Raw genomic sequence first — 16,503 nt, 5'->3', positions numbered from 1 at the left:
ATGGCCATGCCCTTCCGCCAGACCGCTCGTCTGGGCTCCTACCTGCTCAAGCAGAAGCTGCTGCGCAAGGACAAGTTCGCGCTGCTGGTCGAGCTGGAGCCGCTGTTCGCCTGCAACCTCTCCTGCGCCGGCTGCGGGAAGATCCAGGAGCCGGCCTCCATGCTCAAGCGCCGGATGTCGGTCGAGGACGCGGTCGGCGCCGTGGTGGAGTCCGGCGCCCCGATGGTCTCCATCGCCGGCGGCGAGCCGCTGATGCACAAGGAGATCGACGAGATCGTCCGGCAGCTGCTGGACCTGAACAAGATCGTCTTCCTGTGCACCAATGCGGTGCTGATGCCCAAGCACCTGCACAAGTTCGCCCCGCACAAGAACTTCTCCTGGATGGTGCACATCGACGGGCTGCGCGAGCGGCACGACGAGTCGGTGTGCAAGGACGGCGTCTTCGACGAGGCGGTCGCGGCGATCGAGCAGGCCCAGCAGGCCGGCTTCCGGGTCATGACCAACACGACCTTCTTCGACACCGACACCCCCCAGGACGTGATCGAGGTCCTCGACTACCTCAACGACGACCTCGGGATCGACAACATGCAGATCTCCCCCGGGTTCGCCTACGAGAAGGCCCCGGACCAGGAGCACTGGCTGGGCGTCGAGCAGACCCGGGAGCTGTTCCGGAAGGCGTTCGGCGACGACCGGCGGAAGAAGTGGCGGCTCAACCACTCCCCGGTCTTCCTGGACTTCCTGGAGGGCAAGGTCGACCTCGCCTGCACGGCGTGGGCCATCCCCTCCTACTCGCTCAAGGGCTGGCAGAAGCCGTGCTACCTGATGAGCGACGGCTACGTGAGCAGCTACCAGGAGCTGCTGGAGACCACCGACTGGGACGCCTACGGCCGGGGCAAGGACCCGCGCTGCGACAACTGCATGGCCCATTGCGGGTACGAGCCCTCGGCGGTCTTCGCCACGATGGGCTCGCTGAGGGAGTCGTTGCGCGCAGCGACGACGCTGTGACCGGGACCTTCGCCGGCCCGCCGGCGGTCCACCGGCTGGCCGACGTCACCGGCCCGGCGGACCTGCGCGGTCTCGGCCCGGCCGAGCTCGCCGCGCTGGCCGCGGAGATCCGGGCGGTGCTCATCGACTCGGTCTGCCGCACCGGCGGGCACCTGGGGCCGAACCTGGGCGTGGTGGAGCTGACGCTGGCGCTGCACCGGGTGTTCGACTCCCCGCGGGACGCGGTGTTCTGGGACACCGGGCACCAGACCTACGTGCACAAGCTGCTCACCGGCCGCGCCGCGGAGTTCGACACCCTGCGCCGCACCGGTGGGCTCTCCGGCTACCCGTCCCGGGCGGAGAGCGTGCACGACCTGGTGGAGAACTCGCACGCCTCCACCGCGCTGGCCTACGCCGACGGGCTCGCCGCCGGGCTGGCGCTGCGCGGCGAGCACGACCGGCACGTGGTCGCGGTCGTCGGCGACGGTGCGCTGACCGGCGGACTCAGCTGGGAGGCGCTGAACAACCTGGGTGCGGCAGCCGGCCGCCCGGTCGTCGTGGTGCTCAACGACAACGGCCGCTCCTACGCGCCCACCGTCGGCGGGCTGGGCGCGCACCTGCGCGAGCTGCGCCACCGCCCCGGCACCGGCACCAGTACCGGGGCCACGGTGTTCGGGCAGCTGGGGCTGGGCTACCTGGGGCCGGTCGACGGCCACGACGTCGCCGCGGTCGAGGCGGCGCTGACCGAGGCACGGGACCGGCGCACCCCGACCGTGGTGCACTGCGTCACCGAGAAGGGCCGCGGGTACCGGCCGGCCGAGCAGCACGAGACGGACCGGATGCACGCCGTCGCCCCGGCGAAGGCCCCGGCGTCGGTCACCGCCACCCCGCGGTCGAGCTGGACCGACGTCTTCTCCGCCGCCCTGCAGCAGGTCGCCGCCGCCCGGCCCGAGGTGGTCGCGCTGACCGCGGCGATGCTGGACCCCACCGGGCTGACCCCGCTGGCCGGCACCGACCCGCACCGGGTGCGCGACGTCGGCATCGCCGAACAGCACGCGCTGACCTCCGCGGCCGGCATGGCGATGGCCGGGCTGCACCCGGTGGTCGCCGTCTACGCCACCTTCCTCAACCGGGCCTTCGACCAGCTGCTGATGGACGTGGCCCTGCACCGGCTGCCGGTCACCCTGGTGCTCGACCGGGCCGGGGTCACCGGGAGCGACGGCGCGAGCCACAACGGCATGTGGGACCTGTCGCTGCTGGGCATGGTGCCGGGCATGCGGGTGGCGGCGCCGCGGGACGCCGGCACGCTGGCCGAGCTGCTCGCCGAGGCGGTGGCCGACGCCGACGGGCCCACGGCGCTGCGCTTCCCGAAGGGCACGGTCGGCCCGCAGCTCCCGGCGCTGGCCCGGCTGGGCACCGCCGACGTGCTGTACCGCCCGGCCGGGGCGCCGTCCCGGGTGCTGCTGGTCGGGACCGGGCCGCTGGCAGCCACCGCGGTGGCCGCCGCCGAGCGACTGGCGACCGCGGGGGTGCCGGCGACCGTCGTCGACCCGCGCTGGCTGCTGCCGGTCGACCCGGCGCTGGTGGCCGCCGCCGGCACCCACCGGCTGGTGGTCACGCTGGAGGACAACGGCGTGGCCGGCGGCTACGGCGACGCGTTCTGCCGAGAACTGCGGGCCGCCGGCGTGACCACCCCGGCGCAGACCCTCGGTCTGGGCCAGCGGTTCCTGGACCACGGCGACCGCGCGGAGCTGCTGGCCACGGCCGGCTTGGACGTCGACGGGGTGGTGCACCGCGTGCTGACCGCGCTCGGCCCGGCGCAGGTGGGCCGTCAGCCGAAGCGGCGGGCCAGGGCGCGGTAGGGGCCGGGGACGGCGCCCGCCAGCCAGGCGGGGAGGGCGAGCCAGCGCGGCACGACGACGCGCCGGCGCCGCCCGGTGAGCACGTCGAGGACCGCGCGGGCCACCCGGGACGGCGGCACCGGCCGGGGCACCCGCCGGTCGTAGGGGGCGCCGCGGCGGTCGAAGAAGGCGGTGTCCACGACGCCGGGCAGCACCGTGCCCACGTGCACCCGCCGGTCGCGCAGCTCCTCCCCGAGCAGCAGCGCGAACGCCTCGACGGCGGCCTTCGTGGCGGAGTAGACGCTCTCCCCCGGCACCCCGACGGCCCCCGCGATCGAGGTGACGAAGCAGATCGCCCGGTCGGCCGGCGGCTGGGTGGTGAAGGCGGCTGCGGCGGCGCGCCCGAGCAGCAGGGTCGACCGGACGTTCAGGTCGACCAGCGACGTCACCTGCTCCACGGTCATCGCCGCCACCGCGCCGGCGTGCCCGGTGCCGGCGTTGGCGACCACGGCGTCCAGCCGGCCGTACCGGGTCAGCACCTCCTCGACCAGCGCGGCGGCGGCACCCGGCGCACGGAGGTCCGCGGTCAGCACGCTGCCGCCGAACCGGGCGGCGACCGCGGTCAGCGCGGTCTCGTCCCGCCCGGCGCAGACCACCCGGGCGCCCCGCGCCGCCAGCAGCTCGGCGGTGGCGGCGCCGATCCCGCCGCTCGCCCCGGTCACCAGGACGACGGCGTCGGTCAGCTGCACGGTGCGGACCCGTCCCGGGGTGCGCGGGCCCCGCCGCCGGCGATCAGCGGACGGACTGCGGTCGTCGGACGCATCCGCTCACCGGTCGGCCCGAGCAGCGGCGGCCGCGGCCAGGACGGCAGCGGCAGCCGACGTCCCGCCGCTGACCACCGCCGGTCGCCGGTACGCCGGCCACCACACCGCGACCGGCACCATGCTGAGCGCGTGCAGGACGTCCACGGCGACGCCGGTGAGCACCACCCCGCGGGTGGGCCGGACGAGCACCGCGACGTACTGGCCCACCAGCCGGGCGCCCAGAACCTGCACCACCCAGGTCGGCGGTTCCCGCCGGCCGGCGCAGACGGCGCGGGTGACCTCCGCCGGCCGGAGGAGCTGTGCGGCTCCCCAGCCGACGCACACGGTGGACACCAGCAGCGGCAGCACCCGGCGACGGGTCCTCCTCCGGTGCACGCTCCGGTTCACCGCCGGCGCCGCAGGGTCACGGCCCCGGCCAGCGCGGCGGCGCCGAGCCCCGCGACCAGCCCGTGGTGCCGGCTGGCCCAGACCTGCGGGTCCCGGGTCCAGGCCTGGTCGCCGAACCGGCTCCGCGCGCCGAAGTCCTGGCCGTCGGGTCCGTCGGCGGGCTCCCACAGGTTGACCGGGTCGTCGGGCCGGGTGTCCCGGTCGGTCAGCTGCCCCTGCACCCCGGTGCGGGCGAGGTACCAGTCCATGAACTGCGGCCAGACCTTCTCCCCGAGGACGGTGTACGCCGTGGGGATCCCCACGTACCAGGCCCGGCGCCGCGGGTGCTCGGCCGCGTGCACCATCGCGCCGGCCACCACCTCCGGTGCGTAGATCGGCGCGACCGGCTGCGGCCGCTTGGGCAGCCGGTTCAGCACCCAGTCGAACTGCGGGGTGTTCACGCCGGGGGCGTTGACCATGGTGAGGTGCACACCGCTCCCCTCGTCCTTCAGCTCGGTGAGCAGGGACTCGGTGAACCCCTTGATCGCGTGCTTGGCGCCGCAGTAGACGCTCTGCAGCGGGATGCCGCGGTACCCCAACGCCGAGCCGGTCTGCACGATCACCCCGCGGTCGCGGGACCGCATCCGCTGCAGGGCCGACCGGGTGCCGTTGACGAAGCCCAGGTAGGTGACGGCGGTGGCCCGCTCGTACTCCTCGGGGCTGATGTCGGCGAACCGGGCGAACACGGTGGAGAAGGCGCAGTTGCACCAGACGTCGATCGGCCCGAGCTCGGCCTCGACCCGGTCCGCGGCGGCATCGACGGCAGCGGCGTCGGCGACGTCGACCCGGACCACCAGCGGGGTCCCCCCGGCGGCGCGCACCTCCTCGGCGGTGGCCGCCAGTCCCTTCTCGCCCCGGGCGAGCAACGCGACCCGGTCGCCTCGGCGGGCGAAGGCCACCGCAGTGGCCCGGCCGATCCCGGCGCTGGCACCGGTGACGACGACGACCTCGCTCATGGGCTCTCCTCTCGTGCTGCACGTGCGTCCCGCGGCAGTCCGGGCGATGGCGGTCCGGGGACCGTGATCACCGCCCCGCTACCCGTCGCCCGGCACGCCAACCACGCCGCCGTCCGCCGTCCCCGGCAGCCAGCGCCGCAGCCAGGCGATCGACCGCGCGACCACCTGCTCGAGGGCCCCGGGCTCCGGGAACAGGTGCGTCGCGCCCGGGACCACGCTGACCTCGTGCTCGCCCGGCAGCTGTGCGGCGGCGTCCCGGTTCAGCTCGAGCACCTGGTGGTCGGCGCCGCCGACCAGCAGCAACGTCGGCGCCCGGACCCGGGTGAGCGCGGCGCCGGCGAGGTCTGGCCGCCCGCCGCGGGAGACCACCGCCCGGACCCGGTCGGACCGGTCGGCCGCGGTGATCAGCGCCGCCGCTGCCCCGGTGCTGGCGCCGAAGGTGGCCACCGGCAGGGGCGCGGTGTCCGCCCCCTCGCCGAGCCGGTCGGCGGCGGCGGTCAGCCGCGCGGCGAGCAGCGGGATGTCGAAGCGGTGCTCCCGGGTGCGTTCGTCGACCCGCTCCTCGTCCTCGGTGAGCAGGTCGAGCAGCAGGGTGCCGAAGCCGGCCTGCTCCAGCGCCCGGGCGACCTGCCGGTTGCGCGGGCTGTGCCGGCTGCTGCCGCTGCCGTGCGCGAACAGCACCATCCCCTGGGCAGCGGCCGGGACGACCAGGTCCCCGGTCAGCGACACCCCCTCGGCGTCCAGCTGCACGGTGCGGCGGTCAGACGGCATCGGGCCACGTCTCCTGCTCGCCGGTCTCCTGCTCGCCGCCCGTGGCGCGGACGTCGTGCAGCGGGGTCAGCGCCCGGGACTCGTCGAACCAGCAGAAGGCGTCGTACCGGCGGCCCAGCACCGACGGCACGTAGTTGCCCCAGCGCTCGGCACCGGGGTGGTAGACCACGCCGACCGCCCGGTGGGCGCGCTCCTCGGCCAGCCAGCCGGGCAGCTCGGGCGGGGCGATGACGAGGGCGCTGTTCTCCGCCAGGGAGTCGTGCAGCACCGCCTCGACGCTCCCCGGCCGGGCGGGTGGGAGCGGCATCCGTTCCATCGGTGCACCCCACTCGTCCGCGGCGATCACGCTGCCGTGGTGGCTGCCGAAGCCGACGATGACGACGTCGTCCGCGCCGTGGCGCTCGCGCGCGAGCTGCCCGAGGTTGACCATGCCGGCGTCGGCCATGTCGGTGTACCGGGCGTCCCCGACGTGGGTGTTGTGCTCCCACACCACCGCGCGGGAACCGGGACCGTGGTGCTCCAGCAGCCGGTCCAGGGTGTCGGCCATGTGGACGTCCCGCACGTTCCAGGACGTCGGCCCGCCGCGGACCATCGCCCGGTAGTAGGCCTCGGCGCCGGCCGCGGCCCGGGCGTTCTGCTCGGCGTCGAAGGCGGCGTCCCGCTCCCAGCGCCCGTCGGTGGCCGTGCGGGCGCGGAGGTCGCCGAGCAGGGCCACCACCTCGTCCTCGCAGCTGGTCGGGGTCAGCCGGGTGGCCCGGGCGTAGGCCTGCGGGTCCTCGGCGTAGGGCTCGAAGCACCGGAAGGCGGCCAGCGCCGTCGTCACGTGCTCGGGGTCGTGCTCCCGGAGGTGGTCCAGCACCGCCTGCAGGGACTCCCAGAGGCTGTAGACGTCCAACCCGTGGAAGCCGACCCGCTCGGCGGGCGGGCGGCCGGCGTTGTGCTCGCGCAACCAGCGGGTCAGGTCGGCGACCTCTTCGTTGGCCCACATCCAGGTCGGCCAGCGCGCGTACCCCTGCAGCACCTCGCGGGGGTCCTCGGGGCCGGAGGCGAGCGTCACCGAGCAGTTCACCCGGTGGCAGTCCGGCCAGTCCCCCTCCACGGCGACGAAGGAGAAGCCGGCCTCGGTGACCAGCCGGCGGGTCAGCGCCGTGCGCCAGGCGTAGTACTCGTGGGTGCCGTGCGATGCCTCGCCGAGCAGCACGATGCGCGCCGACCCGATCCGTTCGAGCAGCGGGTCCAGGTCGCCGGGGTCCCGCAACGGCCTCGCCAGCTCCTGCACCTGTGGGTCGTGTCCCGATCCGGTCATCCACGTCTCCGTGACGTCGTGGGCTGCACCGCAGCTCTCCCGTCCGGGCCCCGGGCGGCGGACCGCCTCCGGGCCGGGCCGGCCGGGCGCCTCGACTCGGCGGCCACCGGCGTGGCCGTGCCTACCCGGCAGGCGCGCGGGCGATGCACCGCCGCGCAGAACGGGTAGGGGCAGCGGGTCGATCGACGGCACCACCACCGAGGAGGACCGATGTCCGCGACCACCGAGCCGTTCGCCGACCGTGTCGAGGCAGGCCGGGCCCTCGCTGCCCGCCTTGCCGAGCACGCCGATCCCGCCCTCGTGGTGCTGGGCCTGCCGCGCGGCGGGGTGGTGGTCGCCGGGGAGGTCGCGCGCGCCCTCGGCGGGGCCCTCGACGTCGTCGTGGTCCGCAAGATCGGGGTGCCCTGGCAGCCAGAGCTCGCCATGGGCGCCATCGCCGCGGTCGACTCCGACGTCGAGACGGTGCACGACCAGCGCGTCCTGGCCCACGTGGACGTCGACGAGGAGACCTTCGCCCGGGCGCGGGAGCGGGAGGTCGTCGAGCTGCGCCGCCGGGAGGCCGCCTACCGGCAGGGCCGCCCGGTCACCCCGCTGGCCGGCCGGCCGGTGCTCGTGGTGGACGACGGCCTGGCCACCGGGTCCACCATGCGCGCAGCACTCGCCGCGGTCCGCCGGCAGGGCCCCAGCCGGCTCACCGTCGCCGTCCCGGTGGCCTCGCCGCGGGTGTGCACCCAGCTGGCCGAGGAGGTCGACGAGGTCGTCTGCCTCTGGGCGCCCGAGTCGTTCTCCGCCGTCGGCCAGGGCTACCGGGACTTCCGCGCCACCTCCGACGACGAGGTCCGGGCGGCGCTGGCCGGCTCCGCGGCCGGCTGACCCGGCCGGGCCCGGCTCGCATCCGGGTCACCCGTCGGCGTGGGTGGGGCGCCGGGACAGCTCGATCAGACCCCGGAGGCAGTCCTCGCGCAGCGGCTGCGGGAAGCCCTCGGCGAGCCGGTAGTAGACCACCCGGCCCTCCTTGCGGCTGGTGACGAAGCCGGCGGTGCGGAGCAGCCGCAGGGCGTACCCGACGGCGTCCTCGGTCGCCTCCAGCGCCACCGCCAGGTCGCCCACGCAGAGCTCGTCGACGACGTCGAGGGCGTAGAGCACCCGGGCCCGCGTCCCGTCGGCCAGCAGGCTCAGCATCGCCGAGAGGCTCGCCGCGTCCTCGCGCGTGGGCACTCGAGCCCGCGCTGCGGCCACGCGTACCGGGTCGACCGGATGTGGATGATCTGCCACGGTCAGAGGGGTTACCCGGACGACCACACGGGTATGCGCGGCTCCGGTCAGACCACGGCCTCAGGCGACGCGGACGGAGGAGGGAACGGGTGTCGGCCTACCTGAGCCTCGCCGCGATGCTGGGCCTCGCCGTGGGCGGTGTGCTGCTGGCGTACCTGCTGCACCGCCGGACGGCGGTGGCGCCGGGGGCGCTCACGAGCCTGCCGTTCCTCTCCGGCTGGCGGCCCGACGAGCACGCGTTGTCCCGGTTCGAGGCGCGGTACTACCCGATGACGCTGCTGTTCCTCGCCTTCGACGTGGAGATGCTCTACATGTACCCGTGGGCGACCGTCGTCGCCTCGATCGGGACCTCGGCGATCGTCGAGATGTTCGTGCTGCTCGGTGTGCTGATGACGGGCGTGCTGTGGGCCTGGCGCGAAGGTGCGCTGCGGTGGACCTGAGCTCGCTGGCCGCACGCCGCACCACGGTGCTCGCGGTCGAGGTGCCCGGCTGGAGCCGCACCCGCTGCGCGCTCGAGCAGCACGCCCGGACCCGGGGCTGGCGGCTGGCCGACTCCCCCGCCGACGCCGACCTGCTGGTGGTCTGCGGCCGCCCCGGCGCGCGGCTGACCGCCGCCGTCGACCACGTCTGGGGGCAGCTGCCCGGCCCCCGCGCCCGGGCAGAGGTGACCACGGCGGACGCCGTGCCGGCCGCCCTGGACCGGGCCGCGGCCGAGCTCGCCGACGGCACGGTCCAGCGGCGGGACGCCGACGCCCGGCCGGCCGACCCCGACCCGGGGACCACCGCCACGGGCGACGACGGCGAGATGGACATGGGCGACGGCGACATGGACCACGGCGACATGGACCACGGCGACATGGACCACGGCGACATGGACATGGACATGCCGATGCCGGGCGGGATCGGCCTGGCCGGCGGCGGTGGCGACGACCAGCTCGCCGACCCCGACAGCCTCGACCTCGACGTGCTGCACGTCCCCCTCGGCCCGGTGCTCCCGCACTGGCCGGCCGGCCTGCTGCTGCACACCACGCTCCAGGGCGACCTGGTCGTCGCCGCCCGGGCCGAGGTGCTGCTGCCGGCCGATGACGACTCGCCCACCGACCCGCCGGTGCACGGCACCCCCGCCGGCCGGTGGGACGCGGTGGCCACCCTGCTCGCCCTGGCCGGCTGGGACGACTCCGCGGTCCGGGCCGCGCGGGTCCGTGATGAGCTGCTGGCCGGCGGGCAGCCGCCCGGGGCCGACCGGCTGGCCCGCCGGATCACCCGCTCCCGACTGCTCCGCTGGTCGCTGCGCGGCCTGGGCCGGCTGCCCGAGGGCGATGCGCACGACCGGCTGCGGCACTGGCTCACCGGCACCGAGGAGCGCCGGTCGACGGAGCTGTCGACGGTGGCCGACCTGGTCACCGGCCTGGACCTGGCCAGCGCCCGGCTGGTGGTCGCCTCGCTGGACCTGGACACCGCCGACCGGGTCACCGTGCCGGTGGAGGCAGGCTCGTGACCGTCACCGAGGTGTCGGCCGGCTGGGTGCCGGTGGCGGCCGCCCTGCTCCTCGTCGTCGCGGCCGCCGCGGCGAGCCTGGACGGCGCGCTGGCCGCGCGGTCCGCCGGGCAGCCGCTGGGTGGGGGCCTGCTCACCCCGGTCGCGGAGACGGCGCGGCTGTTCGGCCAGCGCCGCCGGACCACCGTGGCCGCGGATCTCCCGTTGCAGCGGATCGGCACCGCCGGCCTGCTCACCGCGGCGCTGCTGATGGTCGCCGTCGTCCCGTTCGGCCGGTGGACCGTCGCCGACCTGACCGTGGGCGTCGTGTGGTTCAACGCGATGGACGTGCTGGTGTGGGCGGCGGTCTGGCTGGCCGGCTGGGGCCCGAACAGCGCGCACCCCCTGGTCGGCGGGTACCGGTTCCTGGCCCAGGCGCTGTCCTACGAGCTGCCGCTGATGTTCGCGCTGACCGCACCGGCGGTCGCCGCCGGCAGCCTCCGGCTGGGCGACGTGGTGGCCGCGCAGTCCGGGCTGTGGTTCGTGGTCTGGATGCCGGTGGCGTTCGCCGTCTTCTGCGTCGCGGTCGCCGGGTTCTCCGTCTGGGGGCCGCTCGGCGCGCCCGCCGGGGCGACGACGGCCGGCGGTGTGTTCGTCGAGGCGGCCGGGGTCGACCGCTGGCTGCTCTCCGTCGGGCGGTACGCCCTGCTCACCGCCGGGGCCGCCTTCGGGGCGACCGCCTTCCTCGGTGGGGGGCACGGTCCGCTGCTGCCGGCGTGGCTGTGGCTGCTGGTCAAGACCGCCGCGCTGCTCGCGGTGCTCGTCGCGCTGCGCCGCCGGCTCCCGGTGGTCCGCCCGGAGCAGCTGGCGGCCCCCGCCTGGCTGGTCGCGCTGCCGTTGGTGCTGCTGCAGGTGCTGGTCGTGTCCGTCGTCGTCGTGGTCCAGGCCTGAGGAGGGAGGAACCGTGCTCACCGGGATCGTGTTCTGGGTGCTCGCCGTGGTGGCGGTCGCCGCCGGCGTCGCCGTCTTCCGGGTCGACTCGATGGCCCGGGCGACCTACGCGCTGGCCGCGTCGTTCATCGCCGTGGGCCTGGTGCTGCTGCTGGTGGACCTGGAGTTCCTCGGCGTGATCACCGTGCTGATGATGACCATGGAGATGGCCGTGATGGGCATCTACATGATCATGTTCATGGGGATGAACCCCGCGCTGATGCCGATGAGCATGGTGCACGGCAAGCGCCCGGCCCTGGTTGTCTCGATCGGCACGTTCGTCGTCCTGGCCGCCGGGGCGCTGCTGGTGCCGTGGCCCACCCGCCGGGGCGCCCCCGCCGCCGACCTGGTCACCTCGCTGGGCGAGGCGATCATGGAGTCGAAGATGCTGGTGATGATGACCGTCTCGCCGGTCCTCTTCGCCACGATCGTCGCCGCCCTCGTCCTCGCCCTGCCGCGGGGCCGCTACGACCGGCTCGGCGACGACCTGCGCGCGGGGAAGGCCCCGCGATGACCCTGCAGACGATGTTGCTGGTGGCGGCCGCGCTGTTCAGCGTGGGCCTCTACGGGGCCATCTCCCAGCAGGTGGTGGTCATGGTCATGATGGGCCTGGAGCTGATGCTCAACGGCGTCATCCTCGCCGCCGCGGCCTTCTGGTGGTTCCTCTCCCCCACCCCCGACGGCCAGGTGCTGCTGCTCGTGGTGATCACCGCCATGACGGTGGAGATGGCGATGGGCTTCGCCGTGGCCACGCTGCTGCACCGGTCCCGGCAGTCGGACATGACCGACATGGCCACGGACCTGTCCCGGTGACCGGGCTGCTGTGGGCCTGCGCCACGGTGCCGGCGGTCGTCGGCGCCGGGCTGTGCGTCTCCGGGCGGCGGGCGGACCGGGCTGCGCCGACCGTCGGGATCGTCACCGCCGGCGTCGTCCTGGCGCTGTCGGTCGCCGTGGCGCTGGGCCGGCCGGCCACCTCGGCGCCCTTCCTGCCCGGTGCCCCGTTCGGGCTGGCCGTCGACGCCCTGGCGGCCGTCGTGCTGCCCGCGGTCGCCGCGGTCACCCTCCTCGTGCTGGTGTTCTCCGCCGCCGACGTCTCCGGTGCCCGGGCCCGCTTCACCGGCCTGGTGCTGCTGTTCGCCGCGGCCGTGGTCATCACCGTCTGCGCCACCACCCTGCCGACGCTGCTGTTCGCCTGGGAGGTGATGGGCGCGACGTCCTACGCGCTGATCGGCTTCCGCTGGCAGGAGCCGCACCGGGTCGGCGCCGGGCTGACCGCCTTCCTCACCACCCGCACCGCCGACCTCGGGCTGTACCTGGCCGCCGGGGCTGCGCTGGCGGGAGGGGCCGGGCTGGCGCTGGCCGACCTGCCCGGGCTGCCGGCGCCCTGGCGGGACGTCGCCGCGGCCGGGCTGCTCGTCGCCGCGCTCGGCAAGGCCGCCCAGCTGCCGTTCAGCGCCTGGCTCTCCGCCGCGATGCAGGGCCCCAGCCCGGTCAGCGCGCTGCTGCACTCCGCGGCGATGGTCGCGATGGGCGGCTACCTGCTGCTGCGGGTCTCCCCGCTGCTGGGCGCGACGAGCTGGGCCGGGCCGACGGCGGCCTGGGTGGGTGCGCTGACCGCGCTGCTGCTCGGCGCGGTGGCGCTCGCCCAGCGCGACCTCAAGCAGCTGCTGGCCGCCTCGACCGCGGCGCAGCTCGGTTTCGTGGTGCTGGGCGCCGGGGTCGCGGCCGTGGCCGGCGGCACCGCGCACCTGGTCGCGCACGCCGCCACCAAGGCGCTGCTCTTCCTCGCCGCCGGGGCATGGCTCACCGCGCTGGGCACCAAGCAGCTGCCGGCGCTGCGTGGCGCCGCCCGGCGCTGGCCGCTGGTCGGCGTCTGCGCCGGGGTGGGGGCACTCGCCCTGGCCGGGGTGGCGCCGCTGTCGCTGTGGGCGACCAAGGACGCCGTCCTGGCCGGGGCCCACGAGGAGTCCCTGGCCCTCTACCTGGTCGGGTTGGCCGCCGCCGCGCTGTCGGCGGGCTACGCCGGCAAGGTGCTGTGGCTGGTCTGGCAGCGGCTCCCCGCGGACGCCGAGGCGGGCTACGACACCGAGGAGGAGGGCACCCGTCAGGTGCGGGTGCTGCAGCAGGCGCCACTGGTCGTGCTCGCCGCGGGCGCCGCCGTCCTCGGTCTGCTGGCCCTCCCCCCGGTCGCGGGCACCCTGCGCCGGGCGCTCGACGGCAGCGGTCCGGCCCCGGGGCTGGTGGAGCTGGTCGTCTCCGCGGTCGTCGGGCTGGCGGTGCTGCTGCTCGTGCGGGTCCGGCCGCTGCAGCCGCTGCCCGGCTGGCTCGAGGGCTGGCTGGGGCTGGCCCGGGCGACCGACGTCGTCGTCGTCCGGCCGGTGCTGCGCACGGCCGAGGCGCTGGCCCGCTTCGACGACCGGGTGCTGGCCCGCGCCGTCACCGGCGCCGGCCGGGGGGCGCTGCGGACGGCGGGCGCCGCGGCCCGCTTCGACGACGCGGTGCTCGACCGGGCGGTCGCCGGCTCGGCCACCGCGAGCGTGCGGTTGGCCGACGCCACCGTCCGGGCCGACCTGGCCGGCCCGGACGCCGCGGTGCGGTCGCTGGCCGCCGGCACCCGTTGGCTGGGGGGCTGGGCCCGACGCACCCAGACCGGCCAGCTGCACCAGTACTACGTCTCGGCCGCCGTGGTGCTCGCCGCCGCGCTGGCCCTCCTGCTGGCAGTGAGGTAGCTCCGTGCTCAGTTCGATCATCTTCCTGCCCCTGGTCGCCGCGGCCCTGCTGGCCGTGCTCCGGGTGCCCGACCGGGTCGCCCGCTGGACCTGGGTCGCGGTCACCACCGCCGACCTCGTGCTGGTCGGCGTGCTGATCGCGAGGTACGAGACGCCCACCGACGGCGGCCTCGCGTTCGAGGAGCGCGCCCGGTGGATCCCGTCGGTCAACAGCAGCTGGCACGTCGGGGTCGACGGCCTGTCGGTGCCGCTGCTGGCGCTGACCGCGGTGGTCTTCTGCGCCTGCGCGGTCTACGGCCTGCGCGAGGACCGGCGGCCGCGCCAGCACGCCGCCCTCTTCCTGGCGCTGCAGACCACCTGCCTGGGGCTGTTCGCCGCCCAGGACCTGATCGTGTTCTTCCTCTTCTTCGACCTGTCCATCGTCGGCATGTACGCCGCGATCGCCGGCTGGGGACACGGGCGGGAGGCCGGGCGGTCGGCGCTGCAGTTCTTCCTCTACACCTTCCTGGGCAGCCTCGCGCTGCTGCTGGGCTTCATCGGCCTCTACCTGGCCGCCGACCCGCACACCTTCGACATCCCGGAGCTGATCGCCGCGGCGCCGCTGCAGGACCACCCGGTCGCCGGCGGGTTCGTGCTCGCCGCGCTGCTGGTGGGCCTGGCGGTCAAGACCCCGACGATCCCCTTCCACACCTGGCTGCCCCCCGCGCACACCGACGCCTCGGCGATCGGCTCGGCGGTGCTGGCCGCGGTGCTGCTGAAGATGGGCACCTACGGCTTCGTCCGGATCGCCATGCCCGCGCTGCCCGACGCCTGGCGAGGGGCCGCCTGGGTGGTGCTCGCCGTCGGGATCGCCTCGGTGCTCTACGGCGCGCTGGTCGCCCTGGCCCAGACCGACGTCAAGCGGATGATCGCCTACACCTCGATCAACCACATGGGCTACGTGGTGCTCGCCGTCGGCGCGGCGGGCCTGGCCGGCACCGGGACGGCGGCCCGCGAGCTGGCCGTCACCGGCGCCGTCACCCAGATGGTCAGCCACGGCCTGCTCACCGGCGCGCTGTTCCTGCTGGCCGGGGTGCTGCACGACCGCACCGGCAGCTACGCGATGCGCGACTACGGCGGCCTGGCCCGCACCGCGCCGCTGTGGACCGGTCTGTTCGCGGTCGCGGCGTTCGGCTCGCTGGGGATCCCGGCGTTCAGCGGCTTCATCGCCGAGTTCCAGGTCTTCGCCGGGAGCATCGGCACCACCGCGTGGGCGGCGATCGCGCTGCCCGGGATCCTGATCACCGCGGCGCTGTTCCTGCGGGCGCTGCAGCTGCTGGGCACCGGGCTGCCCGGCGGCCGGTCGATCGGCTTCTCCGACGTGCGGGCGGTCGAGGCGGTGCCGGTGACCGGGCTGCTGCTGCTGTCCCTGGCGATCGGCGTCCTGCCCTGGCTGCTGCTGGACCTGATCACCCCCGCGTCCGCCGTCCTCGTCGACCTGGTGGGCAGGTGATGGAGCCGGCGACGATGGAGCAGTCGCCGCTGGCACTGCTCCCCGAGCTCTGCCTCCTCGCGGGCGCGGTGGCCACCCTGCTGGCCGGCTCCTTCCTGCCCCGGCAGCGGCAGTGGATCGCCCGGCTGATCGCGGTCGCCGCCCTCCTCGCCGCCGCCGTCTCCGCCGCCCTCGCCTTCCCGCGCCACCAAAATGGCCATTTTGGTGGTGGGGACGCGGAGACGGTGTTCGGGGCGTTCGTGCTCGACACCGCGACCGGGGTCACCCGGCTGGTGGTCGTCGCGGCGGTGCTGCTGGTGATCGGCCTGGGGGTCGACGAACTGGCCGGGACGGCGCGGGAGAGCGAGACCTACGCGCTGCTGCTGCTCGGCGGGCTGGGTGCGATCGTGCTGGCCGCCACCGACGACCTGCTGGTGCTCGCCGTCGCCTTCCTGCTGGCCAGCATCCCGGTGTACGCCCTGGTCGGCATGGTCCGCAGCCCCGGCGCGGCCGAGGCAGCGCTGAAGACCTACCTGCTCGGCGCACTGTCGGGGATCTTCCTGCTGCTCGGGGCCACGGTGCTGTCGGGCATCGCCGGCGGCACCGCCTACGTCGACCTGGCCACCGGGCTGGCGGGGGCGCCGGCCGCCGCGGTGGCCGTCGGTGCGCTGGCCGTGCTGGCCGGGCTGCTGTTCGAGGCCGGCGGGGTCCCGCTGCACCAGTGGGTGCCCGACGCCACCCAGGGCGCCGGCACCGCGGCGGCCGCGTTCCTCACCACCGTGCCCAAGATCGGGGCGCTGGTCGCCGCCGCACGCCTGGTCGACGTGCTGCCGGACGCACTGTCCTGGCCGCTGCTGGTGGGCCTGCTCGCGGCCGCCACCATGACGCTGGCCAACCTGGCGGCGCTCGCCCAGACCGACGCCCGCCGGCTGCTGGGCTGGTCGACGGTCAGCCAGGTCGGCTACCTGCTCATGCCGGTCGCCGTGGTGAGCAGCACCTCGGCCGCCACCCCGGCGCTGCTGGTGTACCTGGCCGGCTACGCGGTCACCAACCTGACCGCCTTCGCGGTGCTCGCCGCGGTGCCCGGCGCCCGGTCGCTCACCGACTTCCGGGGCCTGGCCCGGCAGCGGCCCTGGCTGGCGGCCGCGCTGGGGATCAGCCTGCTCAGCCTGGTCGGCACCCCGCCGACGGCGGTCTTCCTCGGCAAGCTGACCGTCTTCACCGCCGCCTGGGACGGCGGGCTCGCCTGGCTGGTCGTGGTCGCTGCGCTGAACACCCTGGTCAGCCTCTTCTACTACCTGCGCTGGCTGGTCGAGGCGTTCCGGCCCGGCGACCCCGCACCCACCGCCGGCTGGGCGCACGGGGCCGCGCTGGCCGGTGCGCTCGGGGTGCTGGCGGTCGGGCTCGGTGCCGGCCTGGTGACCGCGCTGACCGGCGACGGCACGCTCGGCTGA

At 75.5% G+C, this 16,503-nt stretch carries 17 protein-coding genes; 11 read left to right on the top strand and 6 right to left on the bottom strand.

The window, feature by feature from the left end:
* Positions 1 to 1,005: an adenosyl-hopene transferase HpnH gene (hpnH, locus tag O2W16_RS07715; protein ID WP_269158230.1), complete on the top strand. Its 1,005-nt coding sequence runs from the start codon at positions 1 to 3 to the stop codon at positions 1,003 to 1,005.
* The gene (locus O2W16_RS07710; RefSeq protein ID WP_269158229.1) at positions 1,002 to 2,846 is read left to right on the top strand and encodes a 1-deoxy-D-xylulose-5-phosphate synthase; all 1,845 of its coding nucleotides are present in this window, start codon (positions 1,002 to 1,004) and stop codon (positions 2,844 to 2,846) included. The genes hpnH and O2W16_RS07710 overlap by 4 nt, the downstream gene beginning before the upstream one ends.
* On the opposite strand, the gene O2W16_RS07705 is transcribed toward O2W16_RS07710, so the two are convergent.
* The 5 genes from O2W16_RS07705 to O2W16_RS07685 all read right to left on the bottom strand — a co-directional run bounded on the left by O2W16_RS07705 (position 2,816) and on the right by O2W16_RS07685 (position 7,108).
* Entirely contained in the window at positions 2,816 to 3,574 is a 759-nt protein-coding gene (locus O2W16_RS07705) for an SDR family NAD(P)-dependent oxidoreductase (RefSeq protein WP_269158228.1), read from the bottom strand. The genes O2W16_RS07710 and O2W16_RS07705 overlap by 31 nt on opposite strands.
* Positions 3,575 to 3,652: 78 nt before the next feature.
* Positions 3,653 to 3,997, bottom strand: a complete 345-nt coding sequence (locus O2W16_RS07700) for a hypothetical protein (protein ID WP_269158227.1) — start codon at positions 3,995 to 3,997, stop codon at positions 3,653 to 3,655.
* A gap of 35 nt (positions 3,998 to 4,032) precedes the next feature.
* A complete protein-coding gene (locus tag O2W16_RS07695; RefSeq protein ID WP_269158226.1) occupies positions 4,033 to 5,031 on the bottom strand; it encodes an SDR family oxidoreductase in 999 nt (332 codons plus the stop codon).
* A gap of 78 nt (positions 5,032 to 5,109) precedes the next feature.
* Positions 5,110 to 5,802, bottom strand: coding sequence for a dienelactone hydrolase family protein (locus O2W16_RS07690; protein ID WP_269158225.1), 693 nt, complete (start codon positions 5,800 to 5,802; stop codon positions 5,110 to 5,112).
* Positions 5,792 to 7,108 (bottom strand): erythromycin esterase family protein, encoded by a 1,317-nt coding sequence (locus tag O2W16_RS07685; protein ID WP_269158224.1) that lies wholly within the window; start codon positions 7,106 to 7,108, stop codon positions 5,792 to 5,794. The genes O2W16_RS07690 and O2W16_RS07685 overlap by 11 nt, the downstream gene beginning before the upstream one ends.
* A gap of 210 nt (positions 7,109 to 7,318) precedes the next feature.
* Here O2W16_RS07685 and O2W16_RS07680 point away from each other — a divergent pair, with 210 nt between their 5' ends.
* Positions 7,319 to 7,981 carry a phosphoribosyltransferase gene (locus O2W16_RS07680; RefSeq protein ID WP_269158223.1) on the top strand — a complete coding sequence of 221 codons (663 nt, stop codon included), beginning with the start codon at positions 7,319 to 7,321 and terminating at the stop codon, positions 7,979 to 7,981.
* A gap of 27 nt (positions 7,982 to 8,008) precedes the next feature.
* Here O2W16_RS07680 and O2W16_RS07675 read toward each other — a convergent pair whose 3' ends face one another.
* Positions 8,009 to 8,290 (bottom strand): ArsR/SmtB family transcription factor, encoded by a 282-nt coding sequence (locus tag O2W16_RS07675; RefSeq protein WP_269158222.1) that lies wholly within the window; start codon positions 8,288 to 8,290, stop codon positions 8,009 to 8,011.
* 182 nt (positions 8,291 to 8,472) lie between these two features.
* Here O2W16_RS07675 and O2W16_RS07670 point away from each other — a divergent pair, with 182 nt between their 5' ends.
* The 8 genes from O2W16_RS07670 to O2W16_RS07635 are packed head-to-tail and all read left to right on the top strand — an operon-like array spanning position 8,473 to position 16,503.
* Complete coding sequence (locus tag O2W16_RS07670) at positions 8,473 to 8,823, top strand: NADH-quinone oxidoreductase subunit A (RefSeq protein WP_269158221.1); 351 nt, start codon at positions 8,473 to 8,475, stop codon at positions 8,821 to 8,823.
* Complete coding sequence (locus O2W16_RS07665) at positions 8,814 to 9,881, top strand: hypothetical protein (RefSeq protein WP_269158220.1); 1,068 nt, start codon at positions 8,814 to 8,816, stop codon at positions 9,879 to 9,881. Before O2W16_RS07670 ends, O2W16_RS07665 begins: the two co-directional genes overlap by 10 nt.
* Entirely contained in the window at positions 9,878 to 10,810 is a 933-nt protein-coding gene (locus O2W16_RS07660) for an NADH-quinone oxidoreductase subunit H (protein ID WP_269158219.1), read from the top strand. Before O2W16_RS07665 ends, O2W16_RS07660 begins: the two co-directional genes overlap by 4 nt.
* Before the next feature lie 13 nt (positions 10,811 to 10,823).
* Entirely contained in the window at positions 10,824 to 11,363 is a 540-nt protein-coding gene (locus tag O2W16_RS07655) for an NADH-quinone oxidoreductase subunit J (protein ID WP_269158218.1), read from the top strand.
* Positions 11,360 to 11,662: an NADH-quinone oxidoreductase subunit NuoK gene (nuoK, locus tag O2W16_RS07650; protein WP_036334437.1), complete on the top strand. Its 303-nt coding sequence runs from the start codon at positions 11,360 to 11,362 to the stop codon at positions 11,660 to 11,662. Before O2W16_RS07655 ends, nuoK begins: the two co-directional genes overlap by 4 nt.
* Entirely contained in the window at positions 11,659 to 13,578 is a 1,920-nt protein-coding gene (locus tag O2W16_RS07645) for a proton-conducting transporter transmembrane domain-containing protein (RefSeq protein ID WP_269158217.1), read from the top strand. Before nuoK ends, O2W16_RS07645 begins: the two co-directional genes overlap by 4 nt.
* A 4-nt stretch (positions 13,579 to 13,582) precedes the next feature.
* Positions 13,583 to 15,070: a complex I subunit 4 family protein gene (locus O2W16_RS07640; protein WP_269158216.1), complete on the top strand. Its 1,488-nt coding sequence runs from the start codon at positions 13,583 to 13,585 to the stop codon at positions 15,068 to 15,070.
* Between the two features lie 14 nt (positions 15,071 to 15,084).
* Positions 15,085 to 16,503, top strand: a complete 1,419-nt coding sequence (locus O2W16_RS07635; protein ID WP_269158215.1) for an NADH-quinone oxidoreductase subunit N — start codon at positions 15,085 to 15,087, stop codon at positions 16,501 to 16,503.

Origin of the sequence: Modestobacter sp. VKM Ac-2984, assembly GCF_026967985.1 — a bacterium.
Taxonomy (GTDB): Bacteria; Actinomycetota; Actinomycetes; order Mycobacteriales; family Geodermatophilaceae; genus Modestobacter.
The sequence above is the reverse complement of the archived record's forward strand: the minus strand, read 5'-3'. Positions and strand labels throughout refer to the sequence as shown.

Excerpts from the sequence above, each read along its gene's own strand:
- nuoK (WP_036334437.1), top strand. The coding sequence starts at position 11,360 with ATGACCCTGCAGACGATGTTGCTGGTGGCGGCCGCGCTGTTCAGCGTG.
- O2W16_RS07635 (WP_269158215.1), top strand. The coding sequence starts at position 15,085 with ATGGAGCAGTCGCCGCTGGCACTGCTCCCCGAGCTCTGCCTCCTCGCG.
- O2W16_RS07675 (WP_269158222.1), bottom strand. The coding sequence starts at position 8,290 with ATGCTGAGCCTGCTGGCCGACGGGACGCGGGCCCGGGTGCTCTACGCC.
- hpnH (WP_269158230.1), top strand. The coding sequence starts at position 1 with ATGGCCATGCCCTTCCGCCAGACCGCTCGTCTGGGCTCCTACCTGCTC.
- O2W16_RS07690 (WP_269158225.1), bottom strand. The coding sequence starts at position 5,802 with ATGCCGTCTGACCGCCGCACCGTGCAGCTGGACGCCGAGGGGGTGTCG.
- O2W16_RS07695 (WP_269158226.1), bottom strand. The coding sequence starts at position 5,031 with ATGAGCGAGGTCGTCGTCGTCACCGGTGCCAGCGCCGGGATCGGCCGG.
- O2W16_RS07685 (WP_269158224.1), bottom strand. The coding sequence starts at position 7,108 with ATGACCGGATCGGGACACGACCCACAGGTGCAGGAGCTGGCGAGGCCG.
- O2W16_RS07680 (WP_269158223.1), top strand. The coding sequence starts at position 7,319 with ATGTCCGCGACCACCGAGCCGTTCGCCGACCGTGTCGAGGCAGGCCGG.